This is a genomic window from Dendrosporobacter sp. 1207_IL3150 (assembly GCF_036763085.1).
Lineage (GTDB): Bacteria > Bacillota > Negativicutes > DSM-1736 > Dendrosporobacteraceae > JBAIYU01.
The window spans coordinates 1-18,796 of the sequence record NZ_JBAIYU010000032.1; the positions used below are offsets into that span (position 1 = coordinate 1).

General features: G+C 37.6%; 18 protein-coding genes and 1 tRNA gene. 2 read left to right on the forward strand and 17 right to left on the reverse strand.

The window, feature by feature from the left end; genetic code table 11:
* Nucleotides 1-13 precede the first annotated feature (13 nt).
* From V6C17_RS14950 to V6C17_RS15005, 12 genes are all read right to left on the reverse strand, one after another.
* Nucleotides 14-310: a helix-turn-helix domain-containing protein gene (locus tag V6C17_RS14950; RefSeq protein WP_333523385.1), complete on the reverse strand. Its 297-nt coding sequence runs from the start codon at nt 308-310 to the stop codon at nt 14-16.
* Between the two features lie 248 nt (nt 311-558).
* Complete coding sequence (locus V6C17_RS14955; protein ID WP_333523387.1) at nt 559-1,575, reverse strand: DUF3427 domain-containing protein; 1,017 nt, start codon at nt 1,573-1,575, stop codon at nt 559-561.
* A gap of 21 nt (nt 1,576-1,596) precedes the next feature.
* A complete protein-coding gene (locus V6C17_RS14960) occupies nt 1,597-2,100 on the reverse strand; it encodes a plasmid fertility inhibition factor family protein (protein WP_333523388.1) in 504 nt (167 codons plus the stop codon).
* A gap of 151 nt (nt 2,101-2,251) precedes the next feature.
* Nucleotides 2,252-2,326, reverse strand: a tRNA-Gly gene (locus V6C17_RS14965).
* A 354-nt stretch (nt 2,327-2,680) separates the two neighbouring features.
* Entirely contained in the window at nt 2,681-3,232 is a 552-nt protein-coding gene (locus tag V6C17_RS14970) for a hypothetical protein (protein ID WP_333523389.1), read from the reverse strand.
* Nucleotides 3,204-4,643, reverse strand: a complete 1,440-nt coding sequence (locus V6C17_RS14975) for an AAA family ATPase (protein WP_333523390.1) — start codon at nt 4,641-4,643, stop codon at nt 3,204-3,206. Before V6C17_RS14975 ends, V6C17_RS14970 begins: the two co-directional genes overlap by 29 nt.
* 80 nt (nt 4,644-4,723) lie before the next feature.
* The gene (locus V6C17_RS14980; RefSeq protein ID WP_333523391.1) at nt 4,724-4,873 is read right to left on the reverse strand and encodes a hypothetical protein; all 150 of its coding nucleotides are present in this window, start codon (nt 4,871-4,873) and stop codon (nt 4,724-4,726) included.
* Entirely contained in the window at nt 4,870-5,640 is a 771-nt protein-coding gene (locus tag V6C17_RS14985) for a transposase (protein WP_333523392.1), read from the reverse strand. Before V6C17_RS14985 ends, V6C17_RS14980 begins: the two co-directional genes overlap by 4 nt.
* Nucleotides 5,641-6,439: 799 nt before the next feature.
* Nucleotides 6,440-6,646 (reverse strand): DNA-directed RNA polymerase subunit omega, encoded by a 207-nt coding sequence (rpoZ, locus tag V6C17_RS14990; RefSeq protein WP_333523393.1) that lies wholly within the window; start codon nt 6,644-6,646, stop codon nt 6,440-6,442.
* Nucleotides 6,647-6,813: 167 nt separating this feature from the next.
* Nucleotides 6,814-7,371, reverse strand: coding sequence for a CBO0543 family protein (locus V6C17_RS14995; protein WP_333523394.1), 558 nt, complete (start codon nt 7,369-7,371; stop codon nt 6,814-6,816).
* Between the two features lie 270 nt (nt 7,372-7,641).
* The gene (locus V6C17_RS15000; RefSeq protein ID WP_333523542.1) at nt 7,642-7,962 is read right to left on the reverse strand and encodes an ATP-binding protein; all 321 of its coding nucleotides are present in this window, start codon (nt 7,960-7,962) and stop codon (nt 7,642-7,644) included.
* 3 nt (nt 7,963-7,965) lie between these two features.
* Nucleotides 7,966-9,786: a PAS domain S-box protein gene (locus tag V6C17_RS15005; protein ID WP_333523395.1), complete on the reverse strand. Its 1,821-nt coding sequence runs from the start codon at nt 9,784-9,786 to the stop codon at nt 7,966-7,968.
* A gap of 193 nt (nt 9,787-9,979) precedes the next feature.
* Here V6C17_RS15005 and V6C17_RS15010 point away from each other — a divergent pair, with 193 nt between their 5' ends.
* The gene (locus tag V6C17_RS15010; RefSeq protein ID WP_333523396.1) at nt 9,980-10,159 is read left to right on the forward strand and encodes a hypothetical protein; all 180 of its coding nucleotides are present in this window, start codon (nt 9,980-9,982) and stop codon (nt 10,157-10,159) included.
* 238 nt (nt 10,160-10,397) lie between these two features.
* On the opposite strand, the gene V6C17_RS15015 is transcribed toward V6C17_RS15010, so the two are convergent.
* From V6C17_RS15015 to asnB, 4 genes are all read right to left on the reverse strand, one after another.
* A complete protein-coding gene (locus V6C17_RS15015; RefSeq protein ID WP_333523397.1) occupies nt 10,398-10,793 on the reverse strand; it encodes a bacteriohemerythrin in 396 nt (131 codons plus the stop codon).
* A gap of 218 nt (nt 10,794-11,011) precedes the next feature.
* On the reverse strand, nt 11,012-12,220 hold the full coding sequence (gene sstT, locus V6C17_RS15020; protein ID WP_333523398.1) for a serine/threonine transporter SstT: 1,209 nt from the start codon (nt 12,218-12,220) through the stop codon (nt 11,012-11,014).
* A gap of 678 nt (nt 12,221-12,898) precedes the next feature.
* Nucleotides 12,899-13,366, reverse strand: a complete 468-nt coding sequence (locus V6C17_RS15025) for a hypothetical protein (protein WP_333523399.1) — start codon at nt 13,364-13,366, stop codon at nt 12,899-12,901.
* A gap of 250 nt (nt 13,367-13,616) precedes the next feature.
* Nucleotides 13,617-15,461: an asparagine synthase (glutamine-hydrolyzing) gene (gene asnB / locus V6C17_RS15030; protein WP_333523400.1), complete on the reverse strand. Its 1,845-nt coding sequence runs from the start codon at nt 15,459-15,461 to the stop codon at nt 13,617-13,619.
* 239 nt (nt 15,462-15,700) lie between these two features.
* Between asnB and V6C17_RS15035 the strand changes: the two genes are divergently transcribed.
* The gene (locus V6C17_RS15035) at nt 15,701-16,036 is read left to right on the forward strand and encodes a cupin domain-containing protein (RefSeq protein WP_333523401.1); all 336 of its coding nucleotides are present in this window, start codon (nt 15,701-15,703) and stop codon (nt 16,034-16,036) included.
* Between the two features lie 48 nt (nt 16,037-16,084).
* Here V6C17_RS15035 and clpB read toward each other — a convergent pair whose 3' ends face one another.
* The gene (gene clpB / locus V6C17_RS15040; RefSeq protein ID WP_333523402.1) at nt 16,085-18,664 is read right to left on the reverse strand and encodes an ATP-dependent chaperone ClpB; all 2,580 of its coding nucleotides are present in this window, start codon (nt 18,662-18,664) and stop codon (nt 16,085-16,087) included.
* Nucleotides 18,665-18,796: the final 132 nt, after the last annotated feature.

Genomic DNA, 18,796 nt, shown 5'->3' on the forward strand with positions numbered 1-18,796 from the left:
TTAATCTCTGCTCTCACATCCTTCCAGCAGCCTGAAGAAAAGACTTATATAGCTCAACTTCTCGCTCAAGCTCCTTTATCCTAAGCGCCATTTCATCCTGTTGATTCAATGGACTTTTCCTTGGACGCCCCCTTCGTTTAGGGGAAGTCGGCATCTTTTCTTGTTTTCGATTATTTCGGTTTACCCAGTTTTTTATCTGAATTTTGTCTAAACCTAAGGCATCTGCTATCTCTTGCCTTGTGTGTCCTTCTTTACGCATTTGTATTATGATTGTTTCCAAAGACATTATGTCTGTCCATTTTCGTGGCATAATTAAAACCTCCCGTCATAGTTATCCTACAACAGGAGGCTTTTTGTCACAATGTCTGTTTTGCTGGGTTCAGTTCAAATGCCTGGAAGGCTTCTGATTTTGAGCAAGCATCGGGATTCGGACCTCCGCGATTCAGGGCTTGCTTTGCGATATATAACGGAGCCAAAACCGCAATATTTCTTTAGGCCCATAGACACCTAATGACCTGAAAATATAAAGAATCGCAACCGGGCCAGAAATAGAATAGTTTATTCGGAATCCGCCAAGAATCGAGTTGCACGATAACGAGTAGGCAAAAGAGTAAAATTACTTGAAAGGTCCCCTTTTATCCTGTAAAACCGCCCAACTTGAGTTTCAGGGTCGAAATCAAATACTCGATATACATAGTATATCTCAGGATTTGCCCGAGAGAATGCCAACTCGTTTGCAGTTATTTCAAAGGAGGTATTGGCACCCCGCCTTGTCGTCTTTACCTCTATGTATTTGAGTGTCCCATCAAGATGAAACGATCGAATATCATACCCCACTCCGTCTCCTTCTTCCTCAGGTACGTGAACTATTTTCTTTGCTAAATCCTCTCTTCCATTCTCCCGCAAGTTCCTTGTTTCATATTCTAAAATGAAGAGCTCGCCAGCAAGACCGACATTCCGGGATTCTCGTTCGTTTTCTGTGTAGTCAACGAACCTCCCGCGAAACTCGCGCGTTGGTCTTCCTCTTCTGCGGCTTTCCCGATCTGGGGGAGAACTTTCAATATTAATTTCTCGCACAACCTGGTTACTGTGTTCAAACTGTCCCCGAGGAGCCAATCTTAAGTTCATTTCTTGGAGTACTGCAACTGGTATATCCCAATCAAGTATCTGCCACTTGAAGTGAACTGGATTCTCTTGCTCAGTGTCATGATCTATGTATGCCAACCGCCCCATGTAGGTATATTTTTTCTTTTTATCTGCACGTAAAAAGAGATAAATGTTATTCCTGGCATGATCGTGCCTAATAAATTGTCTAATTCTCTGTTCAGATAAGTTTTGCGACGGTTGTGATTGCCAAGTTAGAATTCCATCCTCAGTAACGCTCTCATTGAACGAATGATCGCCCTGCCGTTGACCAAAGGTAATAAAAAATACATAGTCGCCATATCGGTCCGGAACTTTCACAATGCCAGATAAACCCCAAGTTCCTGCCTGAGGAGTAAAAATTGTATTAGGCGAAAAAACATCGTGAATCTCTTCTCTTGTATAAGAATGGAACCTGATGAGAGACTTCATACGTACCTCCTGATAATTTTTCTATTCAGGTATTAATTCTTCAACTGATTTGAATTTGCCATTTTGTAGACCTGCGAAATTTTGGAGTAATTTTGCTTGATCGATTCCGCTACATTCAATTGGGAATTTAGAGACACCTAGACTCATTAAATATATAGTGCGAGTAACGCCATTAGCTATATTTATATACGCAGTCTTATCATCTAACAAAAAACATGAGACTTCCGCTAGCGGAACAGGGTTACCTTCTCCATAGGAAAATCCGACAACTGCGTCTTTATATTTTCTATCTTGCTTCCACGTCAAAATATTTCCCCTAGCAATTTTAATATGGTTAGTGTCCGTGGTATTACGCCAAAGACTTAGGAAACGCTTCGAATCGACTTCAACGACAAATCTTTCATCGTTCAAACAAGGTGTTTTAGCCACCTTCATAAACACATCATCAGCATCGGTTGATATGCGAAATATTGCATTCATAGAATTAGAATAAGGCTCTCTTGCTAATTTAAAAAATGTCTCCATATAAGATTTCCTCTCGATATTAACTTAGGCATTCTTTTCTATCTTAAAGACGCTATATACTTTTAATGATTTATTATTCTCTTTTGCCTTCCTATTTGCCTTCCAAACACAAAAAAGCCTTCTAGCAAATTGCTAGAAGGCTTGATTTTCTTGGAGCGGGCAACGAGATTCGAACTCGCGACCCACGGCTTGGGAAGCCGGTACTCTACCACTGAGCTACGCCCGCCCGATATTGGAAATAAGGGTTTGTAAAAAAAACACACTACAAATAAGATAAAAACCGCTTTAGGTATACTTCCTAATTCAAGATCCAATAGAATAGAATATAGTATCTACGCACCTCCATGGGCATTTTCGACCCACTTCCTAAAGCAATTTCATTATACTTTAGGGTGCATAAAAAGTCAATATTATCCAGTTTATGCTTTAAATACTAATCGTGTCAATGTAATACCCCGCCAACTGCCATCGGGAAAGTCATTTTGGATACAGAAAACTTACCCCACCCATTCAAAAAAGACTTTTTTCACCCTTGCGGATGTATTGTCCTTTTCATATCAGCAAGATAAAACCAAAAAAATTACTTTGTTGCCGCAATTAGTTTGCCAGTATCTATATATGATAGCTTTCTTTCATGTTGTTCTGGACAATCTTTTTCAAGCCATAGTAATGAATCCTCTAGCTCATTTGTCGGATTGACCCATGTTATATTTGCCAATTGAGCAATCCCATTAGCTTCTAACGCAAAATGGTATCTAGCTTTATCATCTTTAGATATTATTATTTCATCTGTTTTAACTGAAGCTTCTACTAAGTGTATATCTTTTATCATAGCATGCACATGACCCGTCTCATTTGAACAGTTATTTAATAATGTTCTTAATTCAGCATTCTCAGTATCATTTATAAACATCAACTGGTTTCTGCTTATCATTGAGACTAGCCAAGACCGAGTGAATCTGGACATATGCTTATCCCATTCTTGTCTAATTTCCTTTGTCATAACAAGTATATGGTTCCGCTCTCTAAAAATTGAAAGAAAGTCTCGGCACATTCTAGAGTGTGGATGAATACTTTCTCCAGGTGACCTAGCAATGCAAGCATCAATTACCATCTTTTTGATAGTCGTCATTGGATTGCATTCCTTCCTCAACAGTATTTAAATACTCCATTTCAGCCATTAACGCTATATCATCAAAGTCTTCTGGCCACTCTCCGAACGCACCATTTCTGTCTAAGTCAGCACTAGATACTTCAGTAATACCATTTTGCAATTTATTGAACCAGTGTAACTTTACTAAACCATGAGGTATCTCTTTTTTGGCAACAGCTATTTGTATTCCCCTTATCAACAAAGAACTATGCGTCTCTACAATTACCTTGACACCCCTGCTAGCTGATTCCACTAAGAGTTTTGCCATAACTAATTGTGCTTTTGGATGTAGATGTATTTCTGGTTGCTCAATATAAACAATCTGATTAGGTTTAGCGAATATTAATGCGACAGCAACTGGTAGTGTTTGTGAAACTCCAAGCCCTACATCAGCAATGCTAACATACTCGCATTTTTTTGAGTCTTCTGAGCTGTAATTCCGATCTACAAAAATTTCAACTTGGGTATCATTAATAACCTTAGTATGTAGTTTATTTGCAAGTCCAAGAAGCCTTAGATTCTCTTCTAACCTTTTTAGCTTTAACTGGTCATTCTTTTGCCAATAATTAAGAATACTTGCGACATATTTCTCGAAGGTACCCGGCAAATATAATTCTTCATTATCAGCCGTTAAACCTGTAGTTGGATAGCTTCGCTCCGGGTTTCCCCTTAGTCCTGGCAGATGCAGTATTTGTCTAATATGAGATTCCACAGGATTGTCTGGCCCCAGATTAAATGTTGCATTATCATATTTCGAATTAGCTACAATTTTAAGAAAGCACCGTTCACGTTTTGCAATTAGATTAGGCATCGGTGCAGGTATATTTTTATTTGCATTCTTTTGTTTTTGTTTATTGCGTTTGTATGGCTCATTTTTATCCGCCATAACCCTGCTGACTAAACTTAGAAGCCCTTCTGGAACAATTTTTTGTAACTGATCTTGTGTTTGATTTAAAATTATTCTTAACGGTTCTTTTGAATCAATTACTAAGCTTGTCTCTAAAACCTCAAGCCCCGCTTTGGGATTCTTCTTGTAAACAATTCTATATTCATTTTTTTCATTGAAACCAATACTAATATTTATCTGATCTTTGCAAGAAGTTTCTGCACTATTGTTAATTATTTGATCAGCCGAAGTACATCTAACATGAGGTCCGTTTAATAGAAAGGCTCCGGGGTCATAGCCACATTCTAAAGTCTGCTTCATCAAGAGCAATGGCTGCATTACGCTTGACTTACCACAGCTATTAGGACCAGCTAAGATTGTAAGAGGGCGGAACTCAACTTTTCGCTCCCTTCCAAAAGACTTAAATCCACAAAGACGTACACTAGTTATTCCACCCTGCCATTTTTTATTAGATGATTTTTCTGGTGTCGTATTCTTGTCCATGTTAACTCACACCTCCAGTCAAGTAAATTCATGGCGATTCATAGGGTTTCCTGCCATCAAATGGAAATATATTTTAAAATCTATGCTCTACCCTCTAATTCTTTAACCCGTTGATAAAATGTAGCTTTCTTTAGTCCTGTAATATTCATAGCTTTAACTGCCGTAATTTCTTTTTCCTTCCAACGTCTATATACTTCAATGGCATCGCGGGGACGGTTCTCGTGAGTCATGCACGTACAATCACACTTTGCGTTATGCCCGTCAGCCGTGCAATTTGCCTTGTTGATATCCCATTAATCTGCTTAATTTTTCGTAGTATTTCGTCCCGTTTCTGTTTTTCCATAGTTTGCAGTTCTGTTGCTACGGTTAGCTTCGCTGTCTCTTGTATTGCAAGTCTAGCTTCCAGGTCTGTCAATTTATACATACCGTAAACCATTACACCGGCATCTTCCGTCTTTTCGTTCATAAACTTTTCAAACCGGCGGACCGCGATTTCTGGGTCTGAAGAGAACATGTCCATTGCAAAATCAGTATCAACTAAATTACTGTATCCAAAATACCCTTGATAACTGCTCCAATGGTAGTCGCTCATTTTTTTGACTTCCCCCGTCTTCAAAGGGTTCTGATGTATGTAACGTAGCACCATCAAAAAATACTCGTCACTTTCTACAACCTCACTCTTAAACCGATCTTGGAATAAAGGACCACACCGACCGTATTTTCGGTTGAACCACGAAACATAGCTTACACCAATTCGCTTCATGGTCTTTGCGATTAGTTCATTACCTTCCTTTATTAGCAAATGGATATGGTTATTCATTAGGCAGTAACCATATATCTTGTATTGACCAACTTCCTTATAATAATGCAAACACCACATGAACCTTTCTTTATCTTGTTCATCCTCAAATATAACTTGTTTATTTATCCCTCGCAGAATTACGTGATATATTCCGCTTTGGCTCTGTTTTCGTGCTGTCTTGGCATGCTGCTTCACCTCATTCCTATTCTGACATATGCACTACTTTCGCATCAATAGAACCGTCCCTGTGATGGCGATGTCCCGATGGAATTCCTTTTACGCCTTCCTAACGATAGCATTTATAGGATTTTTTGCAAAAGCAGTTACGTCCCTTATCATATACATAGAGGAAAGAGCACAAGTAGGACAAAGAGTGCATTCTCCTGGTCCAGTGGTATTACAACCAGCCATGAAACCTTTAGATACGCATGAACAAAAAAAGCCCCACCACAAAGATGGGACTCAAAATTCAGGGAATGACAGCGATACTTTTTAAATTCATATATAACGAATCTTTACTGTTTTAGATGATTTTTTTCCACATATCGAAACTACCTTATTTTGAGTTTGCTAGATTCCTAGTAAGTAGTTTTAATGCAAAACAAACACCACTGCAGCTATTTGCTGACAGTGGTGCTCTAGCAGGGCGGGTAAAACTATGTTAGTCAGTACAGCAATCGTTATCAAAGCTAAAGAATAATAATAATATAATTATTATTATGATTATTATTGAGCTACCATTGTTATTTCCACCAAATCCACCAAATCCCATATCAATCAACTCCTTTGATCTTTCTGTGTATCCTATGATATGAGAAGCTGTTTTGCTATTGATGAAATAAAAAAGTATTTAATTTTACCCGTTTGTTGTTACGAAGATAGATTTTAATTAAATATGTAATCAAGAATAGCTGAGAAGCAAAGAAGCCGTCTTGGGATCAGTCCCCAGACGACTTCTTTGTTTTCATAGTATTTATGGTAAAAATAGTAGTATCTATTTAATTCCTGTATTACCTCGCGTATAAGATATTTTTCCTTGATTTATTTCTTCTAAAGCATTCGTGACAGACTTAGAAGACTTGCTCTTTACTAAGAGTTCACTACCATTATTTATTTCCCGAGCTCTTTTAGCCGCTAGTACAGCAAGAGTATACCTACAGTCAGTTCGTTTTTCCAAGTCGTCCAATGCTGGATAATTCATTTTATTTACCCCTTTTCATTACCTCTTATTACTACCAAATTCACTCCCATCAATGTTTTACATCAATCTATATATCATACCATACTTCTGGACTATTTAGTCATAAAACTTGAAATAAAAACAACATATGATAAAAAGGCCACTGATATAATGGACTAGAATCACATCTAACTAGATGTCTGTGATTTATGGGCAATAGTTTCAATAATGAATTTCGCTAAAATACTTTTCAGAATATAGATAGGAAATGACCAGATATGCTTCCAATTGATAATAGTATATACTCCTAACCACTGAGCAAACGGCTCCCCCAAGAAAGCTAAGGCAGCACCTAGAAATACTTCTGCTATAATAAAGTTCTTCCATTTAGGGAAGTATTGATATATTAACATATCAACTACTGGAAGTAATCCCCAATCTATTGCCTCTGTATGTGGTGCCACAGGTATTAATTTAATTGGATAAATCCAGCGCTGTTTAACTATTCCTATTGCATCCATTGCTATTACTATAAACATGATAACAAACCCATAACAAAGAATGTTAAAAACGCTTTTCTTGTCTACTAACTTCCACCATATTAACCACGAAATAATTAATACGGCTAATAGATACCACCACTGTCTGGTAAATAACTCAAACTGATACCAATGCTGTAGCTGTAATATATGAAAATAACTTTGAGCTTCGAGAATTTGACTATACTGCTGCAAGTTACTACTCATCATAGCTCCTTTAAAAGACTAAATACCTTCTTATTATGTGATGCAAGACTATGGATATACGATATAAATAAGCGTAAGTGTAAAATTGTAAATGAGTAGTTTGAATAGCAAAGAAACCTCTAGCTATACCGGTAGTTCTATTAATTCACTCAAACTCTGTGTTGTAGAGAGCTATTGGACAATACTCTAAGGAGCAGTTGATTAATTGCTTATAAAGAGGAACAATTAGTAGATCACTAAAAGAAAAGCATACAACAAGAGACCTCACCACTAAAATGGCAAGGTCTCTTGTTTTATTGTCTCAATTACAGGGAATTGAACAATAAAAGTTGTTCCATTAATACTAGTTTTAATACTAACTGTTGCCCCATGACGTTCTGCAATTCCGTAGCACACTGATAGACCTAGGCCAGTTCCGTTCTCTTTTGTAGTAAAGAATGGTATACCCAGCTTAGTTAAGATTTCTTCTGGAATACCCTTTCCGGTGTCTGAAATTTCCAAAAGCACATGGATTTTATCCATATATGTTCTAATCGTGACCAAGCCTCTATGTTCCATAGCTTCTAATGCATTACGAACAAGATTGAGAATTAGCTAACGAATTTCTTTATCATCCAGCAATATGTTTGGAATTTTTTCTAAATCTTTTCTTATATTATGCCCCATTCTAAATGCATCTGCTTGCATTAGCGGGAAGAGAGTATTTATAACTGCGTTCAAATCAGTAGATTTAAGTTCAGCTTTTTGACTCTTGGCTAAACTTAAAAACTCCGAGATAATACTATTTGCCCGGTCTAATTCCTCAATCATAGTCGCTATATCTTCATGATAGTCATTAAATTGTTTCTTTCGTTGAAATAACTGCAAATAGCCACGGACAGTAGTCATGGGATTGCGAATTTCATGCCCAACTGCTCCACAAAACTGCGAAAGTAAGCTAAGCGAATCGTATTTTGCTAGTTCGTTTTCTAACAGTTTCTTTTCTGTGATATCCGTTATTACGTTAAGCCTGCAGATTTCGCTGTTTATTTCGATTACGTCAGCAGACAGCAAGCCGATACGTTTCTGATTATGTTCCAAAAATTCTAACTCATAATTTGAAATGTGTCCATCTTCTTTTAAAATATTTGCTATTTCATTAAGCTGTTTTGGACTTATCGAAAGATTAATTTCGGCAGTTGTTGCGCCAATAACTTCTTCCCTCTTTAAGCCAGTAGTTTTAAGAAACACCTCGTTTACATCAATATAAACACCTTTTTCTGATACTATCATCATCATGTTAGGGTTCATATGAAACGATTTTTGAAATCTTTCTTGGGCTTGTCTTAGCTTCTCACTGTTTATCTTTAATTCATTGATATCACGGAAGAATACTGAAACACCACCGTCTTTTTTAGGATAGAGATTAAAACTAAACCATCTATTATTTACCGAGCTTATAGCCTCAAAATATACGGGTTCTTTTTTATGAGCCGCCTCTTGAATCGTATGAATAATAAAAGGATTAGGATTGGCTGTGCAATCAAGGAGATGCCTTCCTGTCAGGTCAACTCTGAAGTGATTTTTAGTAGCTTCATTACAATATGTAAACATTAAGTCTTTATCGAGAGAATAAAACATATCACTTACGTTCTCTAAAATTCTTTCAATTTCAGCCGATTTCTTTCTCAACTCAGTACGAAGATTGATTACTGTTTCCAGCACTGGTTCTAATTCGGGGAAGTCACATAAGCCTTGTTTGGAATCATCTTGATTTTTTATCTGATTGGCCAGGTTTTCAAGGTTACTATTAAATTTCTCGAATAGCTTTCTTAAAGCAAACATTATATTAAGCCAAAGTACAAGGTAAATTAGCAAATTTTTCTTCCATGCATCCCAGTAAGCGGCTTCTACGTCGGCTAGTTTAGTACTAACTCCTACATGACCATAAATTTCATCATTAGATATCAACGGGTAATTAACTGACATACTACTTGTTCCCCATACAGGTGAGTAATTATTAATTGCTGAAATCATCTCTTTCTTTTCATATACAGCCTTGCCAGCTACTGTAGGGACTAGTTTAAAATTAGCAGAAGCTGCTATGAGATGTTCGTAATCACCGAAAACCATTAGATATCCGGGATATTTTTGTTCAATCTCATTTATAATTGGCTGAAGCCGCTTTTTTAATATACTTCGCCTCTCTTCGGGACTTAAATTAATTCCATTCTCTTCTTGTATGATTTCTGAATAAGTTTTATCCAGCCTCTGTGCAAGAGTTGTTGCTATCTGAATGAGAGTTCTTTCTTTGTCAGCATAAACGATGTATTTTGTTTTAATTGCATCATTGTAACTGATTCCTACAAAAGCGATAGCGGTGATTAGAGTAATCATAAAGTAAACTTTTTTAGTTGCGGATAAAGACGGCGACATTAGCTACTCCTTAGTGCGTTAATTATTCAACAAATTCAACATTCTTAAAAGAATAACCTCTAAAACTACTGTTTTATGTAATTATGTAACATTTATAATTCAATAATTACAGAATATGACAAATTTTACATTAAATCTTATTTATAATAAAAAAGTATGTCGATGGGTAACAAAGGGAAGGAGATAAATTAGATTGTTTAAGTGGAAAAGAAGCCGGGTTGACGCAGAAGCAGAGCTAGAACTAGTAAGTCGCATAAGTGCTATTTCAACTATGTTAAATGACCCAAAGTGCGAGAACAAATACAAACTTTATTCCGAACTAGAGTTGATTCTAAATAGATATACACAATTAAAGCAACAAAATCCAGCATAAGGGTTTTATATGACATAAAATTATAATTAACTTAACCTAATGAATGATAAATAGTGCCGTCCAACAAATTTGATGTTTTAAACTACTGTGTTTCTTCGTTTAGAAGAAACTTTTATTTTTAAAATAGAGATAGTAGTTGAACTATAAAACCCCGTTTATTAGACGGGGTTTCGTTATTAAGAATTGATAGGCAAAATAAAAAAGTCCTAGCATAGCTAAGACTTCAATCAAATACTAATTAAGCATTAATCAGCTTATCCTCTTTTAAAATGTGGTCTAGCAGCCATTCACAAACAAATACTAATATTCCTTCCAAGTATTTGTTTTGATCATTATCTAGTTGTGCAAAGTCAATCTTCTCAATTTTTTCGATGAAATCCTGATGTAAGACTTTATGAGAAAAAAACTTCTTGTATCCGTTTTTAAACATATATTCTTCCTCAGCTTTGAAGTGAAAAATTGTGTATTCTTTTAACTCGTTAATTATTGCCACAATACCGTCATATTTGTCGACGATCAACTCATTCTTTAGCAGTTCTTGTGTACGGTTTACTATTTCAAATAGTTCTTTATGCTGTTCATCAATGTCGGCCACGCCTATACTATACTCGTCTTTCCATGCTACCATTGCCATATACAAATTCCACTCCTTTAGATTCATTTCCTTATAAACAGCTAGGCTATACTACAATATTTATTAAAAATATCAAAATACCTTCTAAAATTTGATAATTATACAAAATTTATAAATAAGTAGTTACAATTTCCCCTTCTTTTCGCAACAAAATAGGACTAGCTGTTTAACAGCTAGTCCTATTTTTACTTAGTCTTTTTTATATATTTTGCCAATCTCTATTTCTTACGGCTGGCAATATCTGCTGCTGCAGTAAATAGTACGTCTGTTGAGGAGTTGAGAGCTGTTTCAGCAGAGTCTTGTAGTACACCAATGATAAAGCCTACCCCTACAACTTGCATTGCGACATCATTATTGATACCGAAGAGGGCACAAGCCATCGGAATGAGCAATAGTGATCCTCCGGCGACGCCAGAAGCGCCACAAGCGCCAATGGTAGCCAAAATACTAAGAAGTAATGCCGTCCAAATATCAACAGTAATGCCGAGGGTATTAACCGCTGCCAGTGATAGTACGGAGATTGTTACTGCTGCGCCTGCCATGTTGATGGTTGCGCCGAGCGGAATAGATACTGAGTAGGTATCAGGATTAAGACCAAGTTTTTTACAAAGGTTCATATTGACAGGGATATTCGCTGCTGAACTGCGCGTGAAGAAGGCATAAAGACCACTTTCACGAAGGCAAGTAAATACAAGCGGATATGGATTTTCGCGAGTTTTAACAAAAACGATAAGCGGATTGATGACCAAAGCCACAAAAAACATACAGCCAATTAAAAGTACAAGTAATTTAGCATAGCCAACCATCGCTCCAATACCATTTTGCGAAATAGAATCTGCCACTAAGCCAAAGATACCGAGAGGAGCTAGTTGGATAACCCAACGAACAACTTGCGATACAGCATCAGAGAAACTTTTAATAACCTCTTTTGTTGTATCGTTAGCATGACGAAGAGCAATTCCAAGAAGAATACTCCAAGAAAGGATACCGATATAATTACCATTCATAAGTGCGCGTACTGGATTATCAACAACATTCATAGCGATGGTTCGAAGTACATCTGTAATACCATTTGGAGGCGTTACGTCGGAAGCACTAGCAGCCAATTTAAGCCCTACAGGATACATGAAGCTAGCTACTACGGCGACTAAAGCGGCTGAAAAAGTACCCAAAACATATAGATATATAATGGATTTCATATTTGTTTGTACACCTTGCTTTTGACCTGAAATGGCACTCATAATAAGAACAAATACCAAAACAGGTGCAACAGCTTTTAAAGCACCTACAAATAAATTACCTAATATAGCTACCCGACCAGCAAGATCTGGCGCATACAACGCAACAAGGAGGCCAAGGACAAGACCAACTAGTATTTGTTTGACTAGACTTACTTTACTTATTGCAGAAAATAATGATTTAAACACGCCTGAGACAACTCCTATCTTATATTTGTCTCTTTATACTTATAATTAGATTACCCTAAAATTTCAAAGAGACACAAAGCTAATTATAATAGCTTTGATGTATATCGTCAACGTACAACTATTCTTTTTGTGCATATAGGGAATATTTGGAATGGAAAGATCAAGGAAAACTCCCCTCCTTCTCTTATCTTAAATTTTCTTCTATATACAACAAAAACACCCCAAAAGGTGTTTCTTTTGAGATGCTCTAACTTTTGATAGTTTTCCACTATCTTTTTTTTATGAAACCTCAAACCTGTTTCCTCTTTTCGACTGACCTTAGATCAATCCCTCAACATCTCTTTATTGAGAATCGCTTTAAAGCTCGTTTTAGACTTAACTTTTATGTACTTATTGTAGCAATCAGACATTCTCTCCTTGTATTTGCCGTCAGATAACTGACTTTTATAAACGCAAGTAATCGGAGTAATTTTCACCACAATCACCAACTTCCATTTAATGGTAAGTTGTATTCTTCATGGTGATTATTATTTCCTCTAGTAAAATTACTACAAATTCCTACAAGAACGCCTAAAACTATAATTAACCCTTATAGTGGTGCTCCACGCATCATAATGATTTAACCTCTGTTGTCTTTTGACAAAAAAATAAGACGGGTTTCCCCGTCTTATTCTGCTACTAGATATTAGCTAGTAACTGTTGAAGCACTTTATATTTTGCGTTTTGATATATTTGTTCGAAGTCAACAATATACCATTCGCCATCAATTTTCTCTAAACCAATTGGTTTAACTGTAAATCTAAAGCTATTTTCTTCTTGAAGAGTTGCAACAACTACAGCAAAGTCACCTTGTTGTTTTGCCAGCTTAATGGACGCAAGGTTGGATTTTTGAATTTCAGTTAAGCCAGAACCAGTCATAAACTTAATTGCAGTTTTTACATCACCACTTGAAACAGGTGATACATATAATTTAGCTTCATTCAAGTTATTGCTTTTAGCAGCATTGAAGAAAGTTTTAACTACGCCGTCTGGTGATAATCCAGATATTCTCTTAGCCCCTGAGCCGCCGCCTCCGCAGCCTGCTACCAACACTACGATAAGTAATAGGCTTACTACAGCTAATGTTTTGAAAGATTTTTTTACCACGATTTAATCATCCTTTCATGCTTCCTTAACTACTGATATGTAGTTTTTATGTTTATAATAGCACATCCTGACTAGTCAGTCACTGGATAAATTAGGAAAGTTAAATTGCCCTACCTTGGGATAAAGAACCACCACTCATGTTGAGTCCTAGCGATAGTGGCATTTGTTGCTACTCTTATTCTGATTTTAAACAAGTAATGGTTTCTATAACAAAAATAAAAAAACCGGCTGAATGAATCAGCCGTTTTTTTTATACTATTGTTACATTATATTTTCGCATCCAAGCATCAGTTTGAACTAAGTAAGCAAAGAGCTGTGCCCCGCCCATTAGTTGGCCAAACCACGGAATATTTGACGCTGATAAGTCAGTTTGTGCTATCGCTTTAATATTGGCGCAATCAATCAGCGGTAGAAGCGGTGAGGATGAATCATTTAAGATATCTAAGGCCCAGCCACGTACAGTGTTTAGATATTCTGGGTTATGAGTCTTAGGATAAGGACTCTTCTTACGCCATAGAACATCATCAGGCAATATGCCTGTTAAAGCATGCCTTAATAAACCTTTTTCGCGATTTTGGTAGTTCTTCATAACCCAAGGTACATTCCATACATACTCTACAATGCGATGATCACAATATGGCACCCTTACTTCTAGACCAAAAGCCATACTCATACGGTCTTTGCGGTCCAACAATGTAGGCATCCACCGTGTAATACTTAAATAAAAAATCTCGCGCATTCTTGCCGCATAGGCGTCTTCTCCAGCAAGTCGCGGTACTTCTGCTAATGCCTCGCTGTAACGCTGCTTAACATATTCTGAAAGATTGATTTTAGCCTTAACTTCAGGAGTAAGCCAATCTAATCTCATATCTGGTCGCGGAGCCCACGGGAAGGTTGTTGCATTGATCATTTCTTCGCGATAAAACCAAGGATATCCACCGAATACTTCATCTGCACATTCACCTGACAGCGCAACGGTAGCACCTTTTTTGATCTCACGTGAGAATAGATAAAGTGAAGTATCTATATCTGCCATACCAGGTAAATCCCGGGCAAAAGCTGCTTCGGTTAATTTTTGTGCCAGCTCGCTGTTATCTAGCATAATGTAATGGTGGCTGGTTTCAAAATGCTCTGATACGCGCTTAACCCATGGAGCATCAGAATTTGGCTGGAAGCTGCTTGCCTTAAAGAATTTATCATTATCTTGATAATCTACTGAATAAGTATGGAGCGTTCCCAAACCGTCCTTTTTATATGTATTTGCTGCTAGTGCAGTAAGCGCACTAGAATCAAGTCCTCCTGAAAGGAAAGTACAAACAGGAACATCGGCCACTAGTTGGCGTTTTGCAGTGTCACAAAGTAATTCACGAACATTTTGAACCGTTTCTTCAAAATCATGTTCATGCTCTTCACTATGCAGCGCCCAGTATTGGACTATTCTTTTTCCATTACGGTTATATAACATTGAATAGCCAGGCTTTAACTCATGCACCCCGCGAATAACACCGTGACCTGGTGTACGTGCTGGACCAAGCATAAATATTTCTGCCAAACCCTCAGCATCTATTTCTGGCTTAACTAGAGGATTGGCTAACAAAGCTTTTAACTCAGAACCAAAAATCAAGCTGCCGCCACGTTCCGCATAAAAGAGCGGCTTTACTCCAATGCGGTCGCGAGCTAAAAATAGGCTTTGATTTGCTTCATCCCATATACCAAAAGCAAATATCCCGTTAAAGTTTTCTACACACGCTGGACCATACTCGATATAAGAAACCAGTAAAACTTCAGTGTCACAGGTTGTAGTAAAACGATAACCTTTGGCTTCCAAGTCCTGTCTTAATTCTGGTGTGTTATAAAGTTCACCATTGTAAGTAATAACATAAGTATTGTCGCCCCTCTGCCTAATCATTGGCTGTGCGCCATTGATTAAATCGACAACACTGAGTCTCCGGTGGCCGAGAGCTACATTTTGTTTCACATATGTTCCCGATGCATCAGGACCGCGTGCTGCTAAAGTCTCTACCATTGCATCTAATACCTTGCGCTGCTGCTCAAGATTATCATCCCAGTCTATCCAGCCTGCTATTCCGCACATTTTTATTCATCTCCCCTTCGAGAAGAAATGAGCGCCTACAAAAGCAACCTTAATAGGAAGCATGTTATAGGCGCCTTTGCCTCACATGTTAGTTACAGGATATTACTATGCTAATGGCGGATAATTTGCTACAACCTTTCCCAGTAAAATTACCAATAATGTGATTGCAGTCACAGTAATTGGGCATAGTAAACTCTATAATATAATCAAAGAACAGTAAATTTAAGGGGGAAATTAATATGGCAAACAAATTTATAAAAAACATAGAGTTTAGCAAAGCACTTAATTTAGCTGGTTTGGTAGAATATCAGCAAGGCCGAGTTGTCAGTTTAACACTCGCCCAAAATAGTACTATAAGCATGACACTATTTGCCTTTAGCAAAGGTGAAGAAATTAGTACCCATTCTGCTCCTGGCGACGCTATGGTGTATATTTTAGATGGTGAAGCAGAACTAACTATTGGTGATACAAAAGTCACTGCTCGTACTGGTGAAACAGTAGTAATGCCTGCAGATATTCCACATGGCCTTGAGGCAGTTGAGAACTTTAAAATGCTCTTAGTTGTAGTTAAGTAAACTTTTAATATTAATGGCCCAATTCTCATTCGAGAATCGGGCCATTAATTATTTTGCCTGTAGTTCGATTACACCATTTTCTACTACTGCCTTAACATTAGAGTCTTCTGTAATTATACCTGCAACCAGCATTTTACTTAGCTTAGTTTCAACCGTTCTGCTTATCAAACGGCGCAGCGGTCTGGCACCATATGCTGCGTCATAACCGTCCTGAGCTAATAAATCCAGCACTTTGCTATCCCAAGTTAGATTAATGTTAACTTGCTTACGAAGACGTTTATTTAAGTTTTCCAGCATTATCTCAGCTATTCTTCGTACTTGTTCAGCGGAAAGAGCATTGAATACAATTGTATCTTCAACGCGATTTAAAAATTCAGGTCTAAAATAACTTTTCAGCATACTTAGAACCCGCTCTTTAGCAACAGAAAAATCATTCTGAAGAATCTCAGCTGAACCTAAATTTGATGTCATTATTATAATTGTATTTTTAAAGTTAACAGTGCGCCCTTTACTGTCAGTAAGCCTGCCGTCATCTAAAATCTGCAGCAATACATTAAATACATCAGCATGGGCTTTTTCAATTTCATCCAGCAGAACTACACTATATGGTCGGCGGCGAACTGCCTCTGTCAACTGCCCGCCCTCGTCATAACCAACATAACCAGGTGGTGCGCCAATCAGCCTTGCTACAGCATGTTTTTCCATATATTCACTCATGTCTAGTCTGACGATATTTCTCTCATCATCAAATAGAATTTCAGCTAGTGCTTTGGCAAGTTCGGTTTTACCCACACCTGTTGGGCCTAAGAAGATGAAAGAGCCAATCGGACGGTCAGGATCTTTAATACCCGCTCTTGCCCTAATTATAGCTTCGCTTACTGCCTTAACTGCATAATCTTGCCCAACAACACGCTCATGTAAAATATCTTGCAGTTTAGCAAGCTTTTCACGCTCGCCAGCAAGCATTCTACTAACTGGTATACCAGTCCATCTGCTCACTACCTTAGCAATATCTTCTTCACGTACTTCTTCTTTAAGCAAGGTTTTGCCACTTTGGTTATCAGATAATACGACTTCTTCTTGAGACAACCTTTGCTCTAGTTCAGGCAAACGACCATATTTAAGTTCTGCTAAGCGGGTTAAATCGTAAGACCGCTCGGCATTTTCCATTTCGACTTTTATAGCGTCAATTTCTTTTTTTATTGTTCGCACACGTAAAATTGCCTGTTTTTCCGATTGCCACTGTTGCTTTAAAACATCAGCCTCTTTACGTAATTCATCTATTTCCTGTTGAATACGTTTGTGTCTATCCTGAGATAAAACATCGCTTTCCTTCTTTAAAGCCTGTTCTTCAATTTCCAACTGCATGACACGGCGCAATATTTCATCGAGTTCGCTTGGCATAGAATCTATCTCGGTTCGCAGCTTAGCCGCAGCCTCATCAACTAAATCAATTGCTTTATCAGGCAAAAATCGATCCGAAATGTAGCGATCGGATAGAACGGCAGCAGATACAAGCGCAGAATCTTTTATTCTTACACCATGATGAATTTCATAGCGTTCTTTCAGCCCGCGCAATATAGAAATCGTGTCCTCAACAGATGGCTGCCCTACAAATATTGGTTGAAAACGTCTTTCTAAGGCAGTATCTTTTTCGATATATTTACGATACTCATTTAACGTTGTTGCACCAATGCAGCGCAATTCGCCTCTTGCCAGCATTGGCTTTAAGATATTACCCGCATCCATGGCGCCTTCAGCAGCTCCAGCACCAACAACAGTATGAAGTTCATCAATAAACAACAAGATGTTTCCTTCAGATTTGGCAATTTCGTTTAAAACGTTTTTTAGCCGTTCTTCGAATTCACCCCGAAACTTGGCACCGGCAACCAGTGCACCTAAGTCAAGTGAATACAGTATTTTGTCTTTAAGTGATTCAGGTACATCACCAGCAATTATCCGACGCGCCAAGCCCTCCGCAATTGCCGTTTTACCAACTCCCGGTTCGCCAATAAGTACTGGATTGTTTTTTGTCCGACGTGAAAGGATTTCAATCACTCTACGGATCTCTTCATCTCGTCCAATCACAGGATCTAACTTGCCCAATTTAGCTTGTTCAGTTAAATCTCGTCCATACTTATTTAATGCTTGAAACGCTTCTTCAGGATTATCAGAGGTTATATTTTGCCCTTTGCGCAGCTCACCTATAATTTGCTTTATGGCATTACGATGCAGCTCAAATTCGCGGCAAATTTTAGTAACCTCGCTATCGCCATCTTCAACAATAGCAAGTAAAATATGTTCGGTACTTACAAAAGCATCCTTCATTTCGGAAGCAGTTCGCTCGGCTAGAGCCAATACACGGATCATTGCTGTATTCATATGCAATCCCGAAGAGCCGCCACGAACTTGAGGCTGCTTTTGCAGCAATTGCTCTAATCTTTTCTCTAATAATTGTGTATTAACTTGCTTTTGGCCAAAGATTTGTTTTAACAGGCCTTCAGCATCTCTGACTAATACGAATAGCAAGTGAGCTGTGGTTACTTCTTGGTGATAATAAATTGCTGCTAACTGCTGAGCACCTTGAATTGAAGCAAGTGCACGCTGTGTGAATTTGTCTTGCTGCATTATTATACCTCCTCGGCTTAGCCAAATTTTGATAACTTTAATCTGTAGCTGTTCTTACCAAAGTATCATTGCGTTGACGTATTGGTTATAAATTAATAGTAACAAAATATAAAGTTATTATCAATAATTATT